This window comes from Escherichia sp. E1130, from assembly GCF_005781065.1.
In the GTDB taxonomy this organism is placed as follows: domain Bacteria; phylum Pseudomonadota; class Gammaproteobacteria; order Enterobacterales; family Enterobacteriaceae; genus Escherichia.
Genome location: NZ_VATL01000023.1, coordinates 85,074 through 103,416 on the forward strand (window position 1 = coordinate 85,074; position 18,343 = coordinate 103,416).

Consider the following 18,343-nt stretch of genomic DNA (forward strand, 5'->3'; position numbering starts at 1 on the left):
GGGGCAATATTACACGTCTTATTTATACGCTGACTGGTGAACGCCAACCGCACGACCAGACGGATCGTCCATTTTCTTGAACGCCTCATCCCACTCAATCGCTTTAGCGGAAGAACACGCGACGGAAGGACCGCCCGGCACGCACTCAGCGGCGCTCGGAAGCGGGAACAGTTCTTCAAAAATCTCCCGGTACAGGTACGCTTCTTTTGAGGTCGGCGTGTTGTATGGGAAGCGGAAGCGGGCTGTTTCCAGTTGCTGATCAGAAACCTGCTGTGCCGCCACTTCTTTCAGTGTGTCAATCCAACTGTAACCGACGCCATCGGAGAACTGCTCTTTCTGCCGCCAGGCAACACTTGCAGGCAGGTACGACTCAAAACATTCACGCAGGATGTGTTTTTCCATCTTACCGTTACCGCACATTTTATCCTGCGGGTTAATACGCATCGCCACGTCGAGGAATTTCTTGTCGAGGAACGGAACACGTGCTTCCACGCCCCAGGCTGACATCGCTTTGTTGGCACGCGCGCAGTCATACATATGCAGGGCCAGCAGTTTACGCACCGTCTCTTCATGCAGTTCTTTAGCGTTCGGCGCTTTGTGGAAGTAAAGATAACCGCCAAACACTTCGTCAGAACCTTCACCGGACAACACCATTTTAATGCCCATCGCCTTGATCTTACGCGACATTAAATACATCGGTGTTGAAGCGCGAATAGTGGTCACATCATAAGTTTCGATGTGGTAAATCACGTCGCGGATGGCATCCAGACCTTCCTGTACAGTGAAGTGAATTTCGTGATGTACAGTGCCCAGATGGTTTGCCACTTCCTGGGCTGCTTTCAGATCCGGTGAACCCGGCAGACCTACAGCAAAGGAGTGCAACTGCGGCCACCAGGCTTCAGAGCGTTCCTGATCTTCCACGCGACGGGCGGCGTATTTCTTGGTGATCGCGGAAATAATTGAGGAATCCAGTCCCCCCGAGAGCAGCACACCGTAAGGCACATCAGACATCAGATGGCTTTTAACGGAATCTTCCAGCGCCTGACGCAGCTCGTTTTTGTCGGTCACGTTATCTTTCACCGCATCGTAGTCGAACCAGTCGCGATGATAATAAGAACGGATTTCGCCGTCCTGACTCCATAAATAGCTCCCCGCCGGGAACTCTTTAATCGTGCGGCATACTGGCACCAGGGCTTTCATTTCTGAGGCCACATACAGCTGACCGTGTTCGTCATACCCCATATACAGTGGGATGATCCCCAGATGGTCGCGACCAATCAGATATGCATCTTTTTCGCTGTCGTACAGGGCAAAGGCAAACATGCCCTGCAAGTCGTCGAGAAATTCCGGCCCTTTTTCCTGATACAGCGCGAGGATCACTTCGCAGTCAGACCCGGTTTGGAATTGGTAACGATCGCCATATTCGGCGCGCAATGCCTGGTGGTTGTAGATTTCACCGTTTACCGCCAGTACGTGGGTTTTTTGTTGGTTGTAGAGAGGTTGCGCCCCCGCGTTAACGTCAACAATTGACAGACGTTCGTGGGCGAGAATGGCGTTATCGCTGGCATAAATACCGGACCAGTCCGGGCCGCGATGACGCATCAGGCGTGACAGCTCGAGTGCTTTCTTCCGCAGCTCAACTGCGTCTGTTTTGATATCGAATACGCCAAAAATTGAACACATAACCTTCTCCGTTAACCTGGTATTTGTTGCTTGTTGTGTTTGCTTGTTTAAAAAAATGCCGCAAAGCAGCACTGTGCGCAAGCGATTTGACGGTGAAAAAATAAAAAACGTAATAGTGATTGTCGATTAGTGAAAAAAGGTATGGTGTAAGGATGTGTTTGTTGATGATTCGATAATTTTTAGTGGGTTTTATTGAATGGGTGAATTTTAATGATGGGTAAAAATAAGAAACCACGTCCGCAGACGTGGTTTCTATTCAGATAACGTCGATTTCAGCGACTGACGGGTAAATCCAGCTTGGGCGGAACGGCATACTGTCGATATCGTCGAGCGACGAAACGCCGGAGAGCACAAGAATCGTCTCCAGACCGGCCTGGAAGCCCGCCAGAATGTCGGTGCGCAAGTTATCGCCGACAATCACCGTTTCTTCCGAATGCGCCTGCATTTTGTTTAATGCCGCGCGGATGATCCACGGACTCGGCTTACCAACATAGAACGGTTTACGTCCGGAGATTTTCTCAATGCCCGCGCACAGCGCGCCACAGGCGGGATAAAAACCGCGTCCGTGAGTATCTGGGTTGGTGGCGATAAAGCGTGCACCATTAGCGACAAAATAGGCCGCTTTATGCATCATGTCCCAGTTGTAGGAGCGTGTTTCGCCAACAATCACAAAATCAGGGTTCACATCGGTAATCGTAAAACCAGCTTTGTACAGCTCATGAATCAGCGCGCCTTCGCCCACCACATACGCTTTCTTGCCTTCCTGGCGACGCAGGAAATCGGCGGTTGCCATCGCGGAGGTATAAAACACGCTGTCCGGCACATCGACACCGGCAGTGGCAAAGCGGTTCGCCAGATCTTGCCCGGTCTGCGAAGGATAGTTGGTCAGCAACACCAGCGGCAGGCCTTTATCCATAATCCCGTGCAAAAATTCCGCTGCACCCGGTACGGCGACGTTATCGTGCATCAGCACGCCGTCGATATCGCAAATTACATTTTTAATGGTCATGGACTACCCAGAATATTGACAACAATAAGCGCCACTATAAAAGCACATTAATTTTCCAGCAAATGCTGGAGCAAAATACCGTTGAGCATGGCGCGTTTTACCAGCGCAAAAGCGCCGATTGCCGAGCGGTGATCCAGCTCAGAACGTACCACCGGTAGATTAGTGCGAAACGCCTTCAGTGCCTGAGTATTAATGCAGCTTTCGATAGCAGGGAGCAGCACTTTATCGGCTTCGGTGATCTCACCAGCGATAACAATTTTTTGCGGATTAAATAAGTTGATAGCAATGGCGATGGTTTTGCCCAGATGACGACCGACATACTCGATCACTTCCGAGGCCAGGCTATCGCCTTTGTTCGCGGCTTTGCAGATAGTTTTGATGGTGCAGTCGTCCAGTGGCACACGGCTCTGGTAGCCCTGCTTTAATAAATTCAACACCCGTTGTTCAATGGCAGCGTTGGCAGCGATAGTTTCCAGGCAGCCAAAGTTACCGCAGTGGCAGCGTTCACCCAGCGGTTCGACCTGAATATGGCCAATTTCACCGACGTTGCCGTTGCGGCCAATAAAAATGCGCCCATTAGAGATGATTCCGGCCCCCGTTCCGCGATGGACACGCACCAGAATGAAGTCTTCGCAATCCTGACTTGCACCGAAGTAGTGCTCTGCCAGCGCCAGGCTGCGGATATCGTGGCCGACATAACAGGTCACTTTAAAACGTTCTTCCAGTGCTTCAACCAGCCCCCAGTTTTCCACCTGAATATGCGGCATGTAGTGAATTTTGCCGCTGTCCGGATCGACCAGTCCTGGCAGGATCACTGAAATGGCGATCAGCTCCCGCAGCTTGCGCTGGTGGTTATCAATAAACTGAGTAATGGCATTCAGCAGGGCATGTTCCAGCGTCTGCTGGGTACGTTCCGGTAGCGGGTAATGTTCTTCTGCCAGAACTTTGCTGCTGAGATCAAACAGGGTGATGGTGGCGTCGTGGCGACCGAGACGTACGCCAATTGCGTGGAAATTGCGGGTTTCGGTGACGATAGAGATAGCGCGGCGGCCTCCGGTGGAGGCCTGCTGATCAACTTCTTTGATCAGCCCGCGTTCGATAAGCTGACGCGTAATTTTGGTTACGCTGGCGGGGGCAAGCTGGCTTTGCTCAGCAATCTGAATTCGCGAGATTGGCCCATGCTGGTCAATCAGGCGATAAACCGCCGCGCTGTTAAGCTGTTTTACGAGATCAACATTACCTATCTGAGCTTGTCCGCCTGGTGTCATACTTTCTCTTATTGGGTTACGACCTCGTTACCGTTAACGATAGTCCTGGTGATTTTAAAATCAGGTGTGAATGCGGTCAGGTTGGCCACTTTACCTGCGGCGAGCGTGCCGAGACGTTTTTCAACGCCAATCGCACGAGCCGGATAGAGCGTCGCCATACGCAGCACTTCATCCAGTGCGATACCGCAATGTTCAACCAGATTACGCACGCCTTCAATCATGGTTAAGGATGAACCACTTAACGTACCATTCTCATCCACACAAAGTCCGTTGCGGTAGTATATTGTTTTACCCGCAAAAATGAACTGTTCAATGTTGGCCCCGGCTGGCGCGGTGGCGTCGGTAACCAGACACAGTTTGTCGCCTTTCAGACGCTTGGCGTTGCGAATGTTAGCGTAATCAACATGCAGGCCATCAGCGATAATACCGCAATAAATGTCAGCTTCGTCGAGGATCGCGCCCGCCAGGCCCGGTTCACGGCCCGTAATATACGGCATCGCATTGTACAGATGGGTGGCAAAGGTAATCCCCGCGCGGAAACCGGCTTTCGCTTCTTTCAACGTTGCATTGGAGTGACCGGCAGACACCACAATCCCGGCATTTGCCAGTTTGCTGATGACTTCCGCAGGAACCATTTCCGGTGCCAGCGTCACTTTGGTAATGACGTCGGCGTTTTCACACAGGAAATCGACCAGCGCGGCATCCGGTTTCCGTACGAAATTCGGATTATGGGTACCTTTTTTCACCAGATTCAGCCATGGGCCTTCCAGGTGTAAACCTAATGCCTGATTCGGATGTTTTGCCAGGTACTCACGCATCACGCGAACGCCCTGTTTCATCAGGTCATCGCTGGTGGTGATAAGCGTCGGCAAATAGTTAGTGCAGCCTGATTTCTCATTGGCTTTCTGCATGATTTCCAGCGTTTCCACGCTGACCGCTTCAGCGGTATCGTTGAACTGCACGCCGCCGCAGCCGTTTAACTGCACATCGATAAAACCGGGGGAGAGAATGGCCCCGTTCAGTGAACGTTGTTCAATCTCTGGCGGCAGTTCCGCTACTGGGCAGACGCTTTTAATCAGGCCATCAGCGATAACAACTGCATGGTCATCAAGAAATTCATGACCGGTAAAGATCCGGCCCTGGGTTAATGCATACATTCCGACCCCCGATTTCAAAAATAATAATGCCCTGAGCAAGGCGTCAGGGCAGGGATAACAATTACAGACCTTTGATATTTTCTGCTTCTAATTCGTTGAAATATCTTAAAGTCTTAACTTTCAGCTCCATGGTGGAAGGTTCATCACACACCATGATGGCTTTCGGATGCAGTTGCAGACAGCTGATGGTCCACATGTGGTTAACGCAACCTTCAACGGCAGCCTGCAGTGCCAGTGCTTTCTGGCTGCCCAGCACCAGAATCATCACTTCTTCGGCATCCAGCAGTGTACCCACACCTACGGTCAGCGCATATTTTGGCACCTGATTAACATCGTTATCAAAGAAACGAGAGTTTGCGACGCGAGTGTCATGTGTCAGGGTTTTGATACGGGTGCGAGAGGCAAGAGAAGAGGCCGGTTCGTTAAATGCAATGTGACCGTCGTTACCTACACCGCCCATAAACAGGTGGATTTTACCGTAAGAGCGGATTTTTTCTTCATACTGGCGGCATTCGGCGTCGATATCTGGGGCATTGCCGTTGAGAAGGTTGATATTTTCTGCTGGAATATCAACGTGATCGAAGAAGTTACGGTGCATAAAACTGTAGTAGCTTTCCGGATGCTCTTTCGGCAGACCGACATATTCGTCCATGTTGAAGGTGACAACGTGCTTAAAGCTGACCTGGCCTGCTTTATGCATTTCGACTAACGCTTTATAGGTGGTCATCGGCGTGCCGCCAGTCGGCAGGCCAAGCACAAACGGACGATCGGCAGTCGGTTTGAACGCATTAATACGATTAACGATATGGCGAGCAGCCCATTTGCCGACCTGTTCAGCGGTAGTCAGGGGGATCAGTCTCATTATTCACCTCAAGTAAGTAAAAAGTAAGCCGTTGGCGGATTAGGCATCTTTAAGCGTAACCTGGATTTGCGCAGACAGGCGTCAATCCGACCTGATTTTTTGAATGATAAAATAAGTTTTCTGGTTTAGCCAGTAAAAGGGAGTAATGATAACGATATTTGGTGACAAAACTCACAAAAGACGCGCGTTTAATTTGCGGTACGAATTAAATTTTCACACACTCTGTAGCAGATGATCTAACAATATGATTACAGAACATCGGCAGTACAATTTGCTGCAAAATAAAAATACGGCTTTAAACGAGCCAAATAGAGTTCTCGTAGGGGGAATAAGATGAATATTTTAGGTTTTTTCCAGCGACTCGGTAGGGCGTTACAGCTCCCTATCGCGGTGCTGCCGGTGGCGGCACTGTTGCTGCGATTCGGCCAGCCAGATTTACTTAATGTTGCGTTTATTGCCCAGGCAGGCGGCGCGATTTTTGATAACCTGGCGTTGATCTTTGCGATCGGCGTGGCCTCCAGCTGGTCCAAAGACAGTGCAGGTGCAGCGGCGCTGGCGGGTGCGGTTGGTTACTTTGTGTTAACTAAAGCGATGGTGACCATCAACCCAGAAATTAACATGGGGGTTCTGGCAGGTATCATTACCGGTCTGGTCGGTGGTGCAGCCTATAACCGTTGGTCTGATATTAAACTGCCGGACTTCCTGAGCTTCTTCGGCGGCAAACGTTTTGTGCCGATCGCCACCGGCTTCTTCTGCCTGGTGCTGGCAGCCATTTTTGGTTACGTCTGGCCGCCGGTACAGCACGCTATCCATGCAGGCGGCGAGTGGATCGTTTCTGCGGGCGCGCTGGGTTCCGGTATCTTTGGTTTCATCAACCGTCTGCTGATCCCAACCGGTCTGCATCAGGTACTGAACACCATCGCCTGGTTCCAGATTGGTGAATTCACCAACGCTGCGGGCACGGTTTTCCACGGTGACATCAACCGCTTCTATGCGGGCGACGGCACTGCGGGGATGTTCATGTCTGGCTTCTTCCCGATCATGATGTTCGGTCTGCCAGGTGCGGCGCTGGCGATGTACTTCGCAGCACCGAAAGAGCGTCGCCCGATGGTTGGCGGGATGCTGCTTTCTGTTGCTATCACCGCGTTCCTGACAGGTGTGACTGAGCCGCTGGAATTCCTGTTCATGTTCCTTGCGCCGTTGCTGTACCTCCTGCACGCACTGCTGACCGGTATCAGTCTGTTTGTGGCAACGTTGCTGGGGATCCACGCGGGCTTCTCCTTCTCTGCGGGCGCTATCGACTACGCGTTGATGTACAACCTGCCAGCAGCCAGCCAGAATGTCTGGATGCTGCTGGTGATGGGCGTTGTTTTCTTCGCTATCTACTTTGTGGTGTTCAGTGCGGTTATCCGTATGTTCAACCTGAAAACGCCAGGTCGTGAAGATAAAGATGACGAGATCGTTACTGAAGAAGCGAACAGCAATACCGAAGAAGGCTTAACTCAACTGGCAACCAACTACATTGCGGCAGTTGGTGGTAGTGACAATCTAAAAGCGATTGACGCCTGTATTACTCGTCTGCGCTTGACTGTGGCTGACTCAGCACGTGTCAACGATGCGATGTGTAAACGTCTGGGTGCTTCTGGTGTGGTGAAACTGAACAAACAGACCATCCAGGTGATTGTCGGCGCGAAAGCAGAATCCATCGGCGATGCGATGAAGAAAGTCGTTGCTCGTGGCCCGGTAGCTGCTGCTTCTGCTGAAGCTGCTCCGGCAACTGCCGCTCCGGTAGCGAAACCGCAGGCTGTACCAAACGCAGTGTCTATCGCTGAGCTGGTATCGCCAATTACCGGTGATGTTGTCGCACTGGATCAGGTGCCAGACGAAGCGTTCGCCAGCAAAGCTGTGGGCGACGGTGTGGCGGTGAAACCGACGGATAAGATCGTTGTAGCACCAGCGGCGGGAACCATCGTGAAAATCTTCAACACCAACCACGCGTTCTGCCTGGAAACCGAAAAAGGCGCGGAGATTGTCGTCCACATGGGTATCGACACCGTAGCGCTGGAAGGTAAAGGCTTTAAACGTTTGGTGGAAGAGGGCGCGCAGGTAAGCGCAGGGCAACCGATTCTGGAAATGGATCTGGATTACCTGAACGCTAACGCCCGTTCGATGATTAGCCCGGTGGTTTGCAGCAATATCGACGATTTCAGTGGCTTGATCATTAAAGCTCAGGGCCATGTTGTGGCGGGTCAAACACCGCTGTATGAAATCAAAAAGTAATCTGCTTTATGCCAGATGCGACGCTTGAGCGTCGCATCCAACAATGACAAGCGGTGGAGATCTTCTCTGCCGCTTTTTTTTTCATCAATCATCCCCATAATCTCTGTTAGATTTTTCGATTTTCTCTAACTAACAGTTGTCAGCCTGTCCCGCTTATAAGATCATACGCCGTTATACGTTGTTTACGCTTTGAGGAATCCACGATGAGTGAGGCAGAAGCCCGCCCGACTAACTTTATTCGTCAGATCATCGATGAAGATCTGGCCAGTGGTAAGCACACCACAGTACACACCCGTTTCCCGCCGGAGCCGAATGGCTATCTGCATATTGGCCATGCGAAATCTATCTGCCTGAACTTCGGGATCGCCCAGGACTATAAAGGCCAGTGCAACCTGCGTTTCGACGACACTAACCCGGTAAAAGAAGATATTGAGTACGTCGAGTCGATCAAAAACGACGTAGAGTGGTTAGGTTTTCACTGGTCTGGTAACGTCCGTTACTCCTCCGATTATTTTGATCAGCTCCACGCCTATGCTGTTGAACTGATCAATAAAGGCCTGGCGTATGTCGATGAGCTGACGCCGGAACAGATCCGCGAATATCGTGGCACTCTGACGCAGCCGGGTAAAAACAGCCCGTACCGCGACCGCAGCGTTGAAGAGAACCTGGCGCTGTTCGAAAAAATGCGTACCGGTGGTTTTGAAGAAGGTAAAGCCTGCCTGCGCGCGAAAATCGACATGGCTTCGCCGTTTATCGTTATGCGCGATCCGGTGCTGTACCGCATTAAGTTTGCTGAACACCACCAGACCGGCAACAAGTGGTGCATCTACCCGATGTACGACTTCACCCACTGCATCAGCGATGCGCTGGAAGGCATTACGCACTCTCTGTGTACGCTGGAGTTCCAGGATAACCGTCGTCTGTACGACTGGGTACTGGACAACATCACCATTCCTGTTCATCCGCGCCAGTACGAATTTTCGCGCCTGAATCTGGAATACACCGTGATGTCCAAGCGTAAGCTGAACCAACTGGTCACCGACAAGCACGTAGAAGGTTGGGATGATCCACGTATGCCGACCATTTCCGGTCTGCGTCGTCGTGGTTACACTGCGGCTTCTATTCGTGAGTTCTGTAAACGCATTGGCGTGACCAAGCAGGACAACACCATTGAGATGGCGTCGCTGGAATCCTGCATTCGTGAAGACCTCAACGAGAACGCGCCGCGTGCAATGGCAGTTATCGATCCGGTGAAACTGGTTATCGAAAACTATCAGGGCGAAGGCGAAATGGTCACCATGCCGAACCATCCGAATAAACCGGAAATGGGCAGCCGTCAGGTGCCGTTTAGCGGTGAGATTTGGATCGATCGCGCCGATTTCCGCGAAGAAGCTAACAAGCAGTACAAACGTCTGGTGCTGGGTAAAGAAGTGCGTCTGCGTAATGCTTACGTGATTAAAGCGGAACGCGTGGAGAAAGATGCCGAAGGCAATATCACCACCATCTTCTGTACTTATGACGCCGACACCTTAAGCAAAGATCCGGCTGATGGTCGTAAAGTCAAAGGCGTTATTCACTGGGTAAGCGCGGCACATGCGCTGCCGGTTGAAATCCGCCTGTACGATCGTCTGTTCAGTGTACCGAACCCCGGCGCTGCGGATGATTTCCTGTCGGTGATTAACCAGGATTCTCTGGTCATCAAACAGGGCTTTGCTGAACCGTCTTTGAAAGATGCAGTGGCAGGTAAAGCATTCCAGTTTGAGCGTGAAGGCTACTTCTGCCTCGACAGCCGCCATTCCACAGCGGAAAAACCGGTATTTAACCGCACCGTTGGGCTGCGTGATACCTGGGCGAAAGTAGGCGAGTAATTTTAAGTTCTACCAGGCCGGGTGTGGCGTTTACACCGCATCCGGCAAGGAACAGACAAACAGTTTCAAACGCTAAACTGCCTGATGCGCTACGCTTATCAGGCCTACGTGATCTCTGCAATATATTGAACTTGCGTGCTTTTGTAGGCCGGATAAGGCGTTCATGCCGCATCCGGCAAGAAACATGCAAACAATTCAAAACGCCGCGTTCAGCGGCTTTTTTTCTGCTTTTCTTCGCGAATTAATTTCGCTTCGCAATTTATTCATGCAACAAATTTAAAATCACAAATTATAATTAATTTAAATGTAACCCCTTTCATCTTACTGGAAAGCCACATATTTTTTCTTCTACCCGCTCGCCTGGTACACATTTAAACCTTGTAACAAAAATCATCAAAATATGTGCGGTTGCTCATGTTCTTACATTCTCGTTACAGAAAGAGATTGATAATTCGCGTCGCGAAAAATAGTCTATTCCTGTAGTCAGCGAGACTTTTCTCAACGCTACTTTTTTAATTTTTATTTTTTTCGCTGTTCACCTGTGGTGCAGCAATTTATACGTCAAAGAGGATTAACCCATGCGTACGTTTAGTGGCAAACGTAGTACGCTGGCGCTGGCTATCGCCGGTGTTACAGCAATGTCGGGCCTGGTGGCAATGCCGGAGGCTCGCGCCGAAGGATTCATCGACGATTCAACCTTAACCGGCGGTATCTATTACTGGCAGCGTGAACGCGACCGTAAAGATGTTACCGACGGCGACAAATACAAAACCAACCTTTCTCACTCCACCTGGAATGCCAACCTCGATTTTCAGTCCGGTTATGCTGCTGATATGTTCGGCCTTGATATTGCCGCGTTTACGGCGATTGAAATGGCGGAAAATGGCGACAGCTCCCACCCGAACGAAATCGCGTTTTCAAAAAGTAATAAGGCCTATGACGAAGACTGGTCCGGCGATAAAAGCGGTATAAGCCTGTATAAAGCAGCGGCCAAATTTAAATACGGTCCGGTGTGGGCGAGGGCAGGTTACATTCAGCCAACTGGTCAAACGCTGTTAGCGCCGCACTGGAGCTTTATGCCGGGTACCTATCAGGGCGCGGAAGCCGGGGCCAATTTTGATTACGGCGATGCTGGTGCGTTGAGTTTCTCCTACATGTGGACCAACGAATACAAAGCGCCGTGGCATCTGGAAATGGATGAGTTTTATCAGAACGATAAGACCACTAAAGTTGATTATCTGCACTCCATCGGTGCGAAATACGACTTCAAAAATAACTTCGTGCTGGAAGCGGCGTTTGGTCAGGCGGAAGGGTATATCGATCAGTATTTTGCCAAAGCTAGCTACAAATTTGATATCGCCGGTAGCCCGTTAACCACCAGCTACCAGTTCTACGGTACGCGCGATAAAGTTGACGATCGCAGCGTCAACGATCTTTACGATGGCACTGCCTGGCTGCAAGCGTTGACCTTTGGTTACCGGGCGGCTGACGTAGTGGATTTACGCCTCGAAGGCACCTGGGTTAAAGCAGACGGTCAGCAGGGATACTTCCTGCAACGTATGACGCCAACCTATGCTTCCTCGAACGGTCGCCTGGATATCTGGTGGGATAACCGTTCTGACTTTAACGCCAACGGCGAAAAAGCGGTCTTCTTCGGCGCGATGTATGACCTGAAAAACTGGAATCTTCCAGGCTTCGCCATCGGCGCTTCCTACGTTTACGCATGGGATGCTAAACCTGCGACCTGGCAGAGCAATCCGGATGCGTACTACGACAAGAACCGGACTATCGAAGAGTCAGCTTACAGCCTGGATGCGGTCTACACCATTCAGGACGGTCGTGCCAAGGGCACGATGTTCAAACTACACTTCACCGAATACGACAACCACTCCGACATCCCAAGCTGGGGCGGCGGTTACGGTAACATCTTCCAGGATGAGCGCGACGTGAAATTCATGGTAATCGCACCATTCACCATCTTCTGATGCCCGACGCGGCAGGTTTTGTGCCTGCCGCACATTTGAGGAATTCGCTATGAAAAAACTGATTCTCATCGCCATGATGGCATCGGGGCTGGTGGCTTGTGCGCAATCAACCGCGCCACAGGAAGACAGTCGTCTGAAAGAGGCGTACAGCGCCTGTATCAATACCGCGCAAGGTTCGCCGGAAAAAATTGAAGCCTGTCAGAGCGTGTTAAACGTGCTGAAGAAAGAGAAACAACATCAGCAATTTGCCGAGCAGGAAAGTGTCCGCGTGCTGGATTATCAGCAGTGCATCCAGGCAACGCAAACCGGTAATGACCAGGCAGTGAAAGCCGATTGTGATAAGGTCTGGCAGGAAATTCGCAGTAATAACAAATAAGTGAGGGCTGTAACTCTCGCTTTTCTTATTTCCCTTGTATAAAAAAGCCAACCCGCAGGTTGGCTTTTTTCGTTCAGGCTGGCTTATTTGCCTTCGTGCGCGTGCTCATCTTCGCGGCAATCGCCTTCGGCACAGTGACCGTAAAGATAGAGACTATGGTTAGTCAGGCGAATGCCATGCTTCGCGGCAATTTCACGCTGACGCGCTTCGATAGATTCATCACTAAATTCGATAACCTTTCCGCAGTCGAGGCAGATCAGATGATCGTGGTGATGTTGTTGAGTCAGTTCAAATACGGATTTACCGCCTTCAAAATTGTGGCGGGTGACGATACCGGCGTCGTCAAACTGGTTCAGTACACGATATACCGTAGCCAGACCAATTTCTTCACCCATATCGATCAGACGTTTGTATAAATCTTCCGCACTGACGTGATGGTTGTCCGGCTCCTGAAGAACTTCCAGGATTTTTAAGCGAGGAAGCGTTACTTTCAGGCCAGCTTTCTTTAGGGCGGTATTGTTATCAGTCATGCGGAATCTGTCCTGTTACTAAGCGGTTCACTTCATTAAAAGAAGTGACAGAATTTGCTCTTGAGATAATGCGTATCATTATAGATTTGCCATGCCTAAATGAAAACTACAAGTCCCTGGCAAATATTGTTAATAAAAACGTGGCTTAGCTTACATTTACATCGGTAAGGCCACTTCAATACTGGAACATTGTACAGGTACTACGGCAAAAGTTACAAATTTGTAGCAATTATTTTGATTGGCATTATCTATTAATACGGCGTAGACATGAGTCTACGCCGCAGTACATCAGGCATTGATAATTTCGTCGAGATGCAGTTCTTCAGAAATTTGTTTTACCCATTTTTCTACACGTTCGGCGGTCAGTTCTGGCTGACGGTCTTCGTCGATAGCCAGGCCGACAAAGTGGTCATCATCCGCCAGACCTTTTGATGCTTCGAAATGATAGCCCGCAGTTGGCCAGTGACCGACGATGGTCGCACCGCGCGGTTCAATAATGTCACGAATGGTGCCTAAGGCGTCGCAGAAATATTCTGCGTAATCTTCCTGGTCGCCACAGCCAAACAGCGCAACCAGTTTACCATTGAAATCAATCTCTTCGAGAGTCGGGAAGAAGTCGTCCCAGTCACACTGTGCTTCGCCATAGTACCAGGTTGGGATGCCCAGCAGAAGAATGTCATAAGCTTCCAGATCTTCTTTGCTGCTTTTTGCAATGTCATGGACATCGGCAACGTCTTTACCAAGCTGCTTTTGAATCATTTTTGCGATATTTTCGGTATTACCGGTGTCGCTGCCGAAAAAGATGCCAGTGATAGCCATGAGTGAAATAACCTCTTGAAACTTATTGAAATGGGGGTGGCAAATTGCCCACGGATAAAGGCAATCATAGCAGAACAGGCAGTCTTGCGGAATCAGCAAACGAGCAGGACTGCACACTGTGCTACACGAAAGTGGATATTTAAACGATGCCCTGATTACGCAGCGCCGCCAGTTGCTGCATCAATATCTCTTCGATCAGTTCGCTACGGCTCATATTGCGCGACTCCGCCAGCTCGTTCAGCGCCTCGACAGCTTCCGCGTTCAGCTTCAGTTCGACACGCTTAAGGCCACGTACTTTGTCGCGTTTTAGCTGGTTGCGTTTATTAATACGCAGCTGTTCATCGCGCGAAAGCGGATTGGTTTTCGGTCGTCCCGGTCGACGCTCGTGCGCGAACAGATCTAATGTCGTACGGTCCGTTTGTTCTTTGGCCATGATCTTGGTGACTTCGGGGGAAACAATCAGCCAGGCGCCTGCCCGGATGGATAGCCCGCCATAATACAACAGCGTGAGGAATCTCGCCAACGCCCACGCGCGGAATGCCGCGCGGACGCTGGGTTTTTAATCAGTTGCGTTAATCATTAAGATAGCGACGGATAGCCCGCAGCACAGCATCCGGTTTTTCTGCGTGTACCCAATGCCCCGCGCCTGCAATGACATGCGCCCGTGCTTGTGGGAATTGTGCCAGCAAATCATCACGATACTGTTCAGTAACATACGGGGAATTGCCGCCAGGAATAAACAGAGCAGGGTGGTTCCATGCCGGAATCTTCTCCCAGCCAACAATATGTGGATACTGATCCCATAATACTGGCACGTTAAAACGCCACTCACCGTCAACAAAAGATTTCAGCAGGAATTGAATCACGCCCTCTTCATTAATATATTGGCGCATCACTACAGCGGCCTGTTGGCGCGTTTGCGCGTCGGATCCACTGACCGCGTTGATAGCTGCGAAAATTTCATCATGACGGCGTACGTGATAGTCCACCGGCGCGATATCGATCGCTACCAGTTTCTCGATGCGATCGGGCGCCAACGCGGTCAGTGCCATCACAGCTTTACCACCCATTGAGTGACCAATAAATGTCGCCTTATCGATCTGCAGCGCATTCAGAGTATCAACAAGATCCTGGGCCATCGCCGGGTAATTCATGTGTGGATCTCGTGGCGAAAGTCCGTGGTTACGCATATCAACCTGGATGATATTGTGATCGTTTACCAGGTCGCGCGCCAGCACGCCGAGGTTGTCAAGGCTACCAAACAACCCGTGGACGAGGACGATGGGAGAATTATTATGCTGATTTTGTGCAGATTGCGCGCGGATATTCAATTTCATGGCAAAGTTCTTTTTTTCGTGTAGTTGGGTTAGGGTATTATGTTGACCATTGTGCCACAGGGCTGCAACAAATAAGGTTTAATCCGATTTTTTCTGCAAGCCAGGCTTGACGCTATCCGCTGCCGGGATTTATTCATATACTCCTGGCGACTTGTATTCAGCTAAGACACCGCACTGGATTAAGATGAAAACGATTGAAGTTGATGATGAACTCTACAGCTATATTGCCAGCCACACTAAGCATATCGGCGAGAGCGCATCCGACATTTTACGGCGTATGTTGAAGTTTTCCGCCGCATCACAGCCTGTTGCTCCGGTGACGAAAGAGGTTCGCATTGCGTCGCCTGCTATCGTCGAAGCGAAGCCGATCAAAACGGTGAAAGACAAAGTGCGCGCGATGCGTGAACTTTTGCTTTCCGATGAATACGCAGAGCAAAAGCGAGCGGTCAATCGCTTTATGCTGCTGTTGTCTACACTATATTCTCTTGACGCCCAGGCGTTTGCCGAGGCAACGGAATCGTTGCACGGCCGCACGCGCGTTTACTTTGCAGCAGATGAACAGACGCTGCTGAAAAATGGTAATCAGACCAAGCCGAAGCATGTGCCAGGCACGCCGTATTGGGTGATCACCAACACTAACACTGGCCGTAAATGCAGCATGATTGAACACATCATGCAGTCGATGCAATTCCCGGCGGAATTGATTGAAAAGGTTTGCGGGACAATTTAAAACAACGTTGCAGATAAAGGACAAAGCAATGGCAATCCACAATCGTGCAGGCCAACCTGCACAGCAGAGTGATTTGATAAACGTCGCCCAACTGACGGCGCAATATTATGTACTGAAACCAGAAGCAGGGAATGCGGAGCACGCGGTGAAATTCGGTACTTCCGGTCACCGTGGCAGTGCAGCGCGCCATAGCTTTAACGAGCCGCACATTCTGGCTATCGCTCAGGCGATTGCCGAAGAACGGGCGAAAAACGGCATCACTGGCCCTTGCTATGTGGGTAAAGATACTCACGCCCTGTCCGAACCTGCGTTTATTTCTGTACTGGAAGTGCTGGCAGCGAACGGGGTAGACGTTATTGTGCAGGAAAACAATGGCTTCACTCCGACACCTGCCGTCTCTAATGCCATTCTGGTTCACAATAAAAAAGGTGGACCGCTGGCAGATGGTATCGTGATTACGCCGTCCCATAACCCGCCGGAAGACGGTGGTATCAAGTACAACCCGCCAAATGGTGGTCCGGCAGATACCAACGTCACTAAAGTGGTGGAAGACAGGGCCAACGCGCTGATGGCCGATGGCCTGAAAGGCGTGAAGCGTATCTCCCTCGACGAAGCGATGGCATCTGGTCATGTGAAAGAGCAAGATCTTGTGCAACCGTTCGTAGAAGGTCTGGCCGATATCGTTGATATGGCAGCGATTCAGAAAGCTGGCCTGACGCTGGGTGTTGATCCGTTGGGCGGTTCCGGTATCGAATACTGGAAGCGCATTGGCGAGTATTACAACCTCAACCTGACCATTGTTAACGATCAGGTCGATCAAACCTTCCGCTTTATGCACCTCGATAAAGACGGCGCAATCCGTATGGACTGTTCCTCCGAGTGTGCGATGGCGGGCCTGCTGGCGCTGCGTGATAAGTTTGATCTGGCGTTTGCCAATGACCCGGATTATGACCGTCACGGTATCGTCACTCCGGCTGGTTTGATGAACCCGAACCACTACCTGGCGGTGGCGATCAACTACCTGTTCCAGCATCGTCCGCAGTGGGGCAAAGATGTTGCCGTCGGTAAAACGCTGGTTTCATCTGCGATGATCGACCGTGTGGTCAATGACTTGGGCCGTAAGCTGGTAGAAGTGCCGGTAGGTTTCAAATGGTTTGTTGATGGTCTGTTTGATGGCAGCTTCGGCTTTGGCGGCGAAGAGAGTGCAGGCGCTTCCTTCCTGCGTTTCGACGGCACGCCGTGGTCCACCGATAAAGACGGCATCATTATGTGTCTGCTGGCGGCGGAAATCACCGCTGTCACCGGTAAGAACCCGCAGGAACACTACAACGAACTGGCAAAACGCTTTGGTGCGCCGAGCTACAACCGTTTGCAGGCAGCTGCGACTTCCGCACAAAAAGCGGCATTGTCTAAGCTGTCTCCGGAAATGGTGAGCGCCAGCACCCTGGCAGGCGACCCGATCACAGCGCGCCTGACCGCAGCGCCTGGCAACGGTGCTTCTATCGGCGGCCTGAAAGTGATGACTGACAACGGCTGGTTCGCCGCGCGTCCGTCAGGCACGGAAGACGCATACAAGATCTATTGCGAAAGCTTCCTTGGTGAAGAACATCGTAAGCAGATTGAGAAAGAAGCGGTTGAGATTGTTAGCGAAGTTCTGAAAAACGCGTAATCACATTAAATAAGAAAAAGGGCGGTCGGAAGATCGCCCTTTTTTACTTATGACTGCCTGATGCGCTACGCTTATCAGGCCTACGCGGATGGTACAATGTATTGAATTTGCGCGATTTTGTAGCATCCAGCATGACCAAAGCGCACTTTGCCAACAAACTGAATAGCTCAAGGGAATTCCAAATGAAGACCAAAAGGAGTCTGGTCGTCAGAGTGGCATTCATTGCCGCCACATTACTGCTGACTGCATGCGCCCAACCTGAACAATCATCATTAGCTGGCGACTGGTTACTGACTCCTAAGGATAAAACCAGAGGATTAACGGGTAGCATTGCAGTAAATATTGCGCCTTCCCGGTGTAAGACAAATTGCCGTGGCGATAACTTACCTGATAATACCCGACGTTGGCAGTTGTCAGGCGGGAACGAAAAAGAACTTACTTATCTTCACGATATGTCAGCACAAGAAAAGGCCGGTTTAAATCCCGGCTGGCAATGCTACACCTCATTTTTTATGCTGGTTTGCCAGGGCAAGCCCGGCACTCGTCCGATAGTTAATGAGGATTATGTCAGCGAAAGCGGATTTTTTGGCTCGATGATGCATGTCGGGATTATTGAGTTGCAACGCTGCCAGTCAGAAAAATGCCAGCAAGAGTTGAAAGCGATAAATACGTATTAAAATATTTAGCGATGAGAGCCAATGCCTGATGCGACGCTGGCGCGTCTTATCATGCCTACGGGAGCAATATGTAGGCCATATAAAGCGTTTACG

General features: G+C 50.7%; 17 protein-coding genes. 7 read left to right on the plus strand and 10 right to left on the minus strand.

All coding sequences use genetic code 11. From position 1 onward, the window contains the following. Positions 1–18: 18 nt before the first annotated feature. The 5 genes from asnB to nagB form a co-directional block, all read right to left on the minus strand. Entirely contained in the window at positions 19–1,683 is a 1,665-nt protein-coding gene (gene asnB, locus FEK66_RS20310) for an asparagine synthase B (RefSeq protein WP_000337081.1), read from the minus strand. 256 nt (positions 1,684–1,939) lie between these two features. Further along, positions 1,940–2,692, minus strand: a complete 753-nt coding sequence (nagD, locus tag FEK66_RS20315; protein WP_000153129.1) for a ribonucleotide monophosphatase NagD — start codon at positions 2,690–2,692, stop codon at positions 1,940–1,942. A gap of 47 nt (positions 2,693–2,739) precedes the next feature. Continuing rightward, positions 2,740–3,960, minus strand: coding sequence for a DNA-binding transcriptional regulator NagC (gene nagC / locus FEK66_RS20320; RefSeq protein ID WP_130260227.1), 1,221 nt, complete (start codon positions 3,958–3,960; stop codon positions 2,740–2,742). Between the two features lie 8 nt (positions 3,961–3,968). Continuing rightward, positions 3,969–5,117 carry an N-acetylglucosamine-6-phosphate deacetylase gene (gene nagA, locus FEK66_RS20325; protein WP_130259012.1) on the minus strand — a complete coding sequence of 383 codons (1,149 nt, stop codon included), beginning with the start codon at positions 5,115–5,117 and terminating at the stop codon, positions 3,969–3,971. Between the two features lie 61 nt (positions 5,118–5,178). Continuing rightward, positions 5,179–5,979 (minus strand): glucosamine-6-phosphate deaminase, encoded by an 801-nt coding sequence (gene nagB, locus FEK66_RS20330; RefSeq protein WP_001237072.1) that lies wholly within the window; start codon positions 5,977–5,979, stop codon positions 5,179–5,181. Between the two features lie 333 nt (positions 5,980–6,312). On the opposite strand from nagB, the gene nagE reads away from it, so the two are divergent. From nagE to chiQ, 4 genes are all read left to right on the plus strand, one after another. Next, positions 6,313–8,259 (plus strand): PTS N-acetyl glucosamine transporter subunit IIABC, encoded by a 1,947-nt coding sequence (gene nagE / locus FEK66_RS20335; RefSeq protein ID WP_135493540.1) that lies wholly within the window; start codon positions 6,313–6,315, stop codon positions 8,257–8,259. A gap of 203 nt (positions 8,260–8,462) precedes the next feature. Then, complete coding sequence (glnS, locus tag FEK66_RS20340; protein ID WP_130209822.1) at positions 8,463–10,127, plus strand: glutamine--tRNA ligase; 1,665 nt, start codon at positions 8,463–8,465, stop codon at positions 10,125–10,127. A 578-nt stretch (positions 10,128–10,705) separates the two neighbouring features. Next, on the plus strand, positions 10,706–12,112 hold the full coding sequence (gene chiP, locus FEK66_RS20345) for a chitoporin (RefSeq protein WP_131162589.1): 1,407 nt from the start codon (positions 10,706–10,708) through the stop codon (positions 12,110–12,112). Between the two features lie 49 nt (positions 12,113–12,161). After that, a complete protein-coding gene (gene chiQ / locus FEK66_RS20350) occupies positions 12,162–12,488 on the plus strand; it encodes a ChiQ/YbfN family lipoprotein (RefSeq protein WP_000733594.1) in 327 nt (108 codons plus the stop codon). An 83-nt stretch (positions 12,489–12,571) separates the two neighbouring features. On the opposite strand, the gene fur is transcribed toward chiQ, so the two are convergent. From fur to ybfF, 5 genes are all read right to left on the minus strand, one after another. Continuing rightward, positions 12,572–13,018, minus strand: coding sequence for a ferric iron uptake transcriptional regulator (gene fur / locus FEK66_RS20355; protein ID WP_000131706.1), 447 nt, complete (start codon positions 13,016–13,018; stop codon positions 12,572–12,574). After that, positions 13,011–13,097 (minus strand): fur leader peptide, encoded by an 87-nt coding sequence (gene uof / locus FEK66_RS20360; RefSeq protein WP_010380762.1) that lies wholly within the window; start codon positions 13,095–13,097, stop codon positions 13,011–13,013. Before uof ends, fur begins: the two co-directional genes overlap by 8 nt. Positions 13,098–13,306: 209 nt before the next feature. After that, a complete protein-coding gene (fldA, locus tag FEK66_RS20365) occupies positions 13,307–13,837 on the minus strand; it encodes a flavodoxin FldA (RefSeq protein ID WP_010346538.1) in 531 nt (176 codons plus the stop codon). A 139-nt stretch (positions 13,838–13,976) separates the two neighbouring features. After that, positions 13,977–14,270 (minus strand): LexA regulated protein, encoded by a 294-nt coding sequence (gene ybfE / locus FEK66_RS20370; RefSeq protein WP_064528940.1) that lies wholly within the window; start codon positions 14,268–14,270, stop codon positions 13,977–13,979. A gap of 139 nt (positions 14,271–14,409) precedes the next feature. After that, positions 14,410–15,174, minus strand: coding sequence for an esterase (ybfF, locus tag FEK66_RS20375; protein ID WP_130209828.1), 765 nt, complete (start codon positions 15,172–15,174; stop codon positions 14,410–14,412). A gap of 184 nt (positions 15,175–15,358) precedes the next feature. On the opposite strand from ybfF, the gene seqA reads away from it, so the two are divergent. The 3 genes from seqA (at position 15,359) to FEK66_RS20390 (ending at position 18,250) form a co-directional block, all read left to right on the plus strand. After that, on the plus strand, positions 15,359–15,904 hold the full coding sequence (gene seqA / locus FEK66_RS20380) for a replication initiation negative regulator SeqA (RefSeq protein ID WP_130209830.1): 546 nt from the start codon (positions 15,359–15,361) through the stop codon (positions 15,902–15,904). Positions 15,905–15,932: 28 nt separating this feature from the next. Further along, positions 15,933–17,573, plus strand: coding sequence for a phosphoglucomutase (alpha-D-glucose-1,6-bisphosphate-dependent) (gene pgm / locus FEK66_RS20385; protein WP_001295675.1), 1,641 nt, complete (start codon positions 15,933–15,935; stop codon positions 17,571–17,573). Positions 17,574–17,755: 182 nt separating this feature from the next. Beyond that, positions 17,756–18,250, plus strand: coding sequence for a hypothetical protein (locus tag FEK66_RS20390; protein WP_130209832.1), 495 nt, complete (start codon positions 17,756–17,758; stop codon positions 18,248–18,250). Positions 18,251–18,343: the final 93 nt, after the last annotated feature.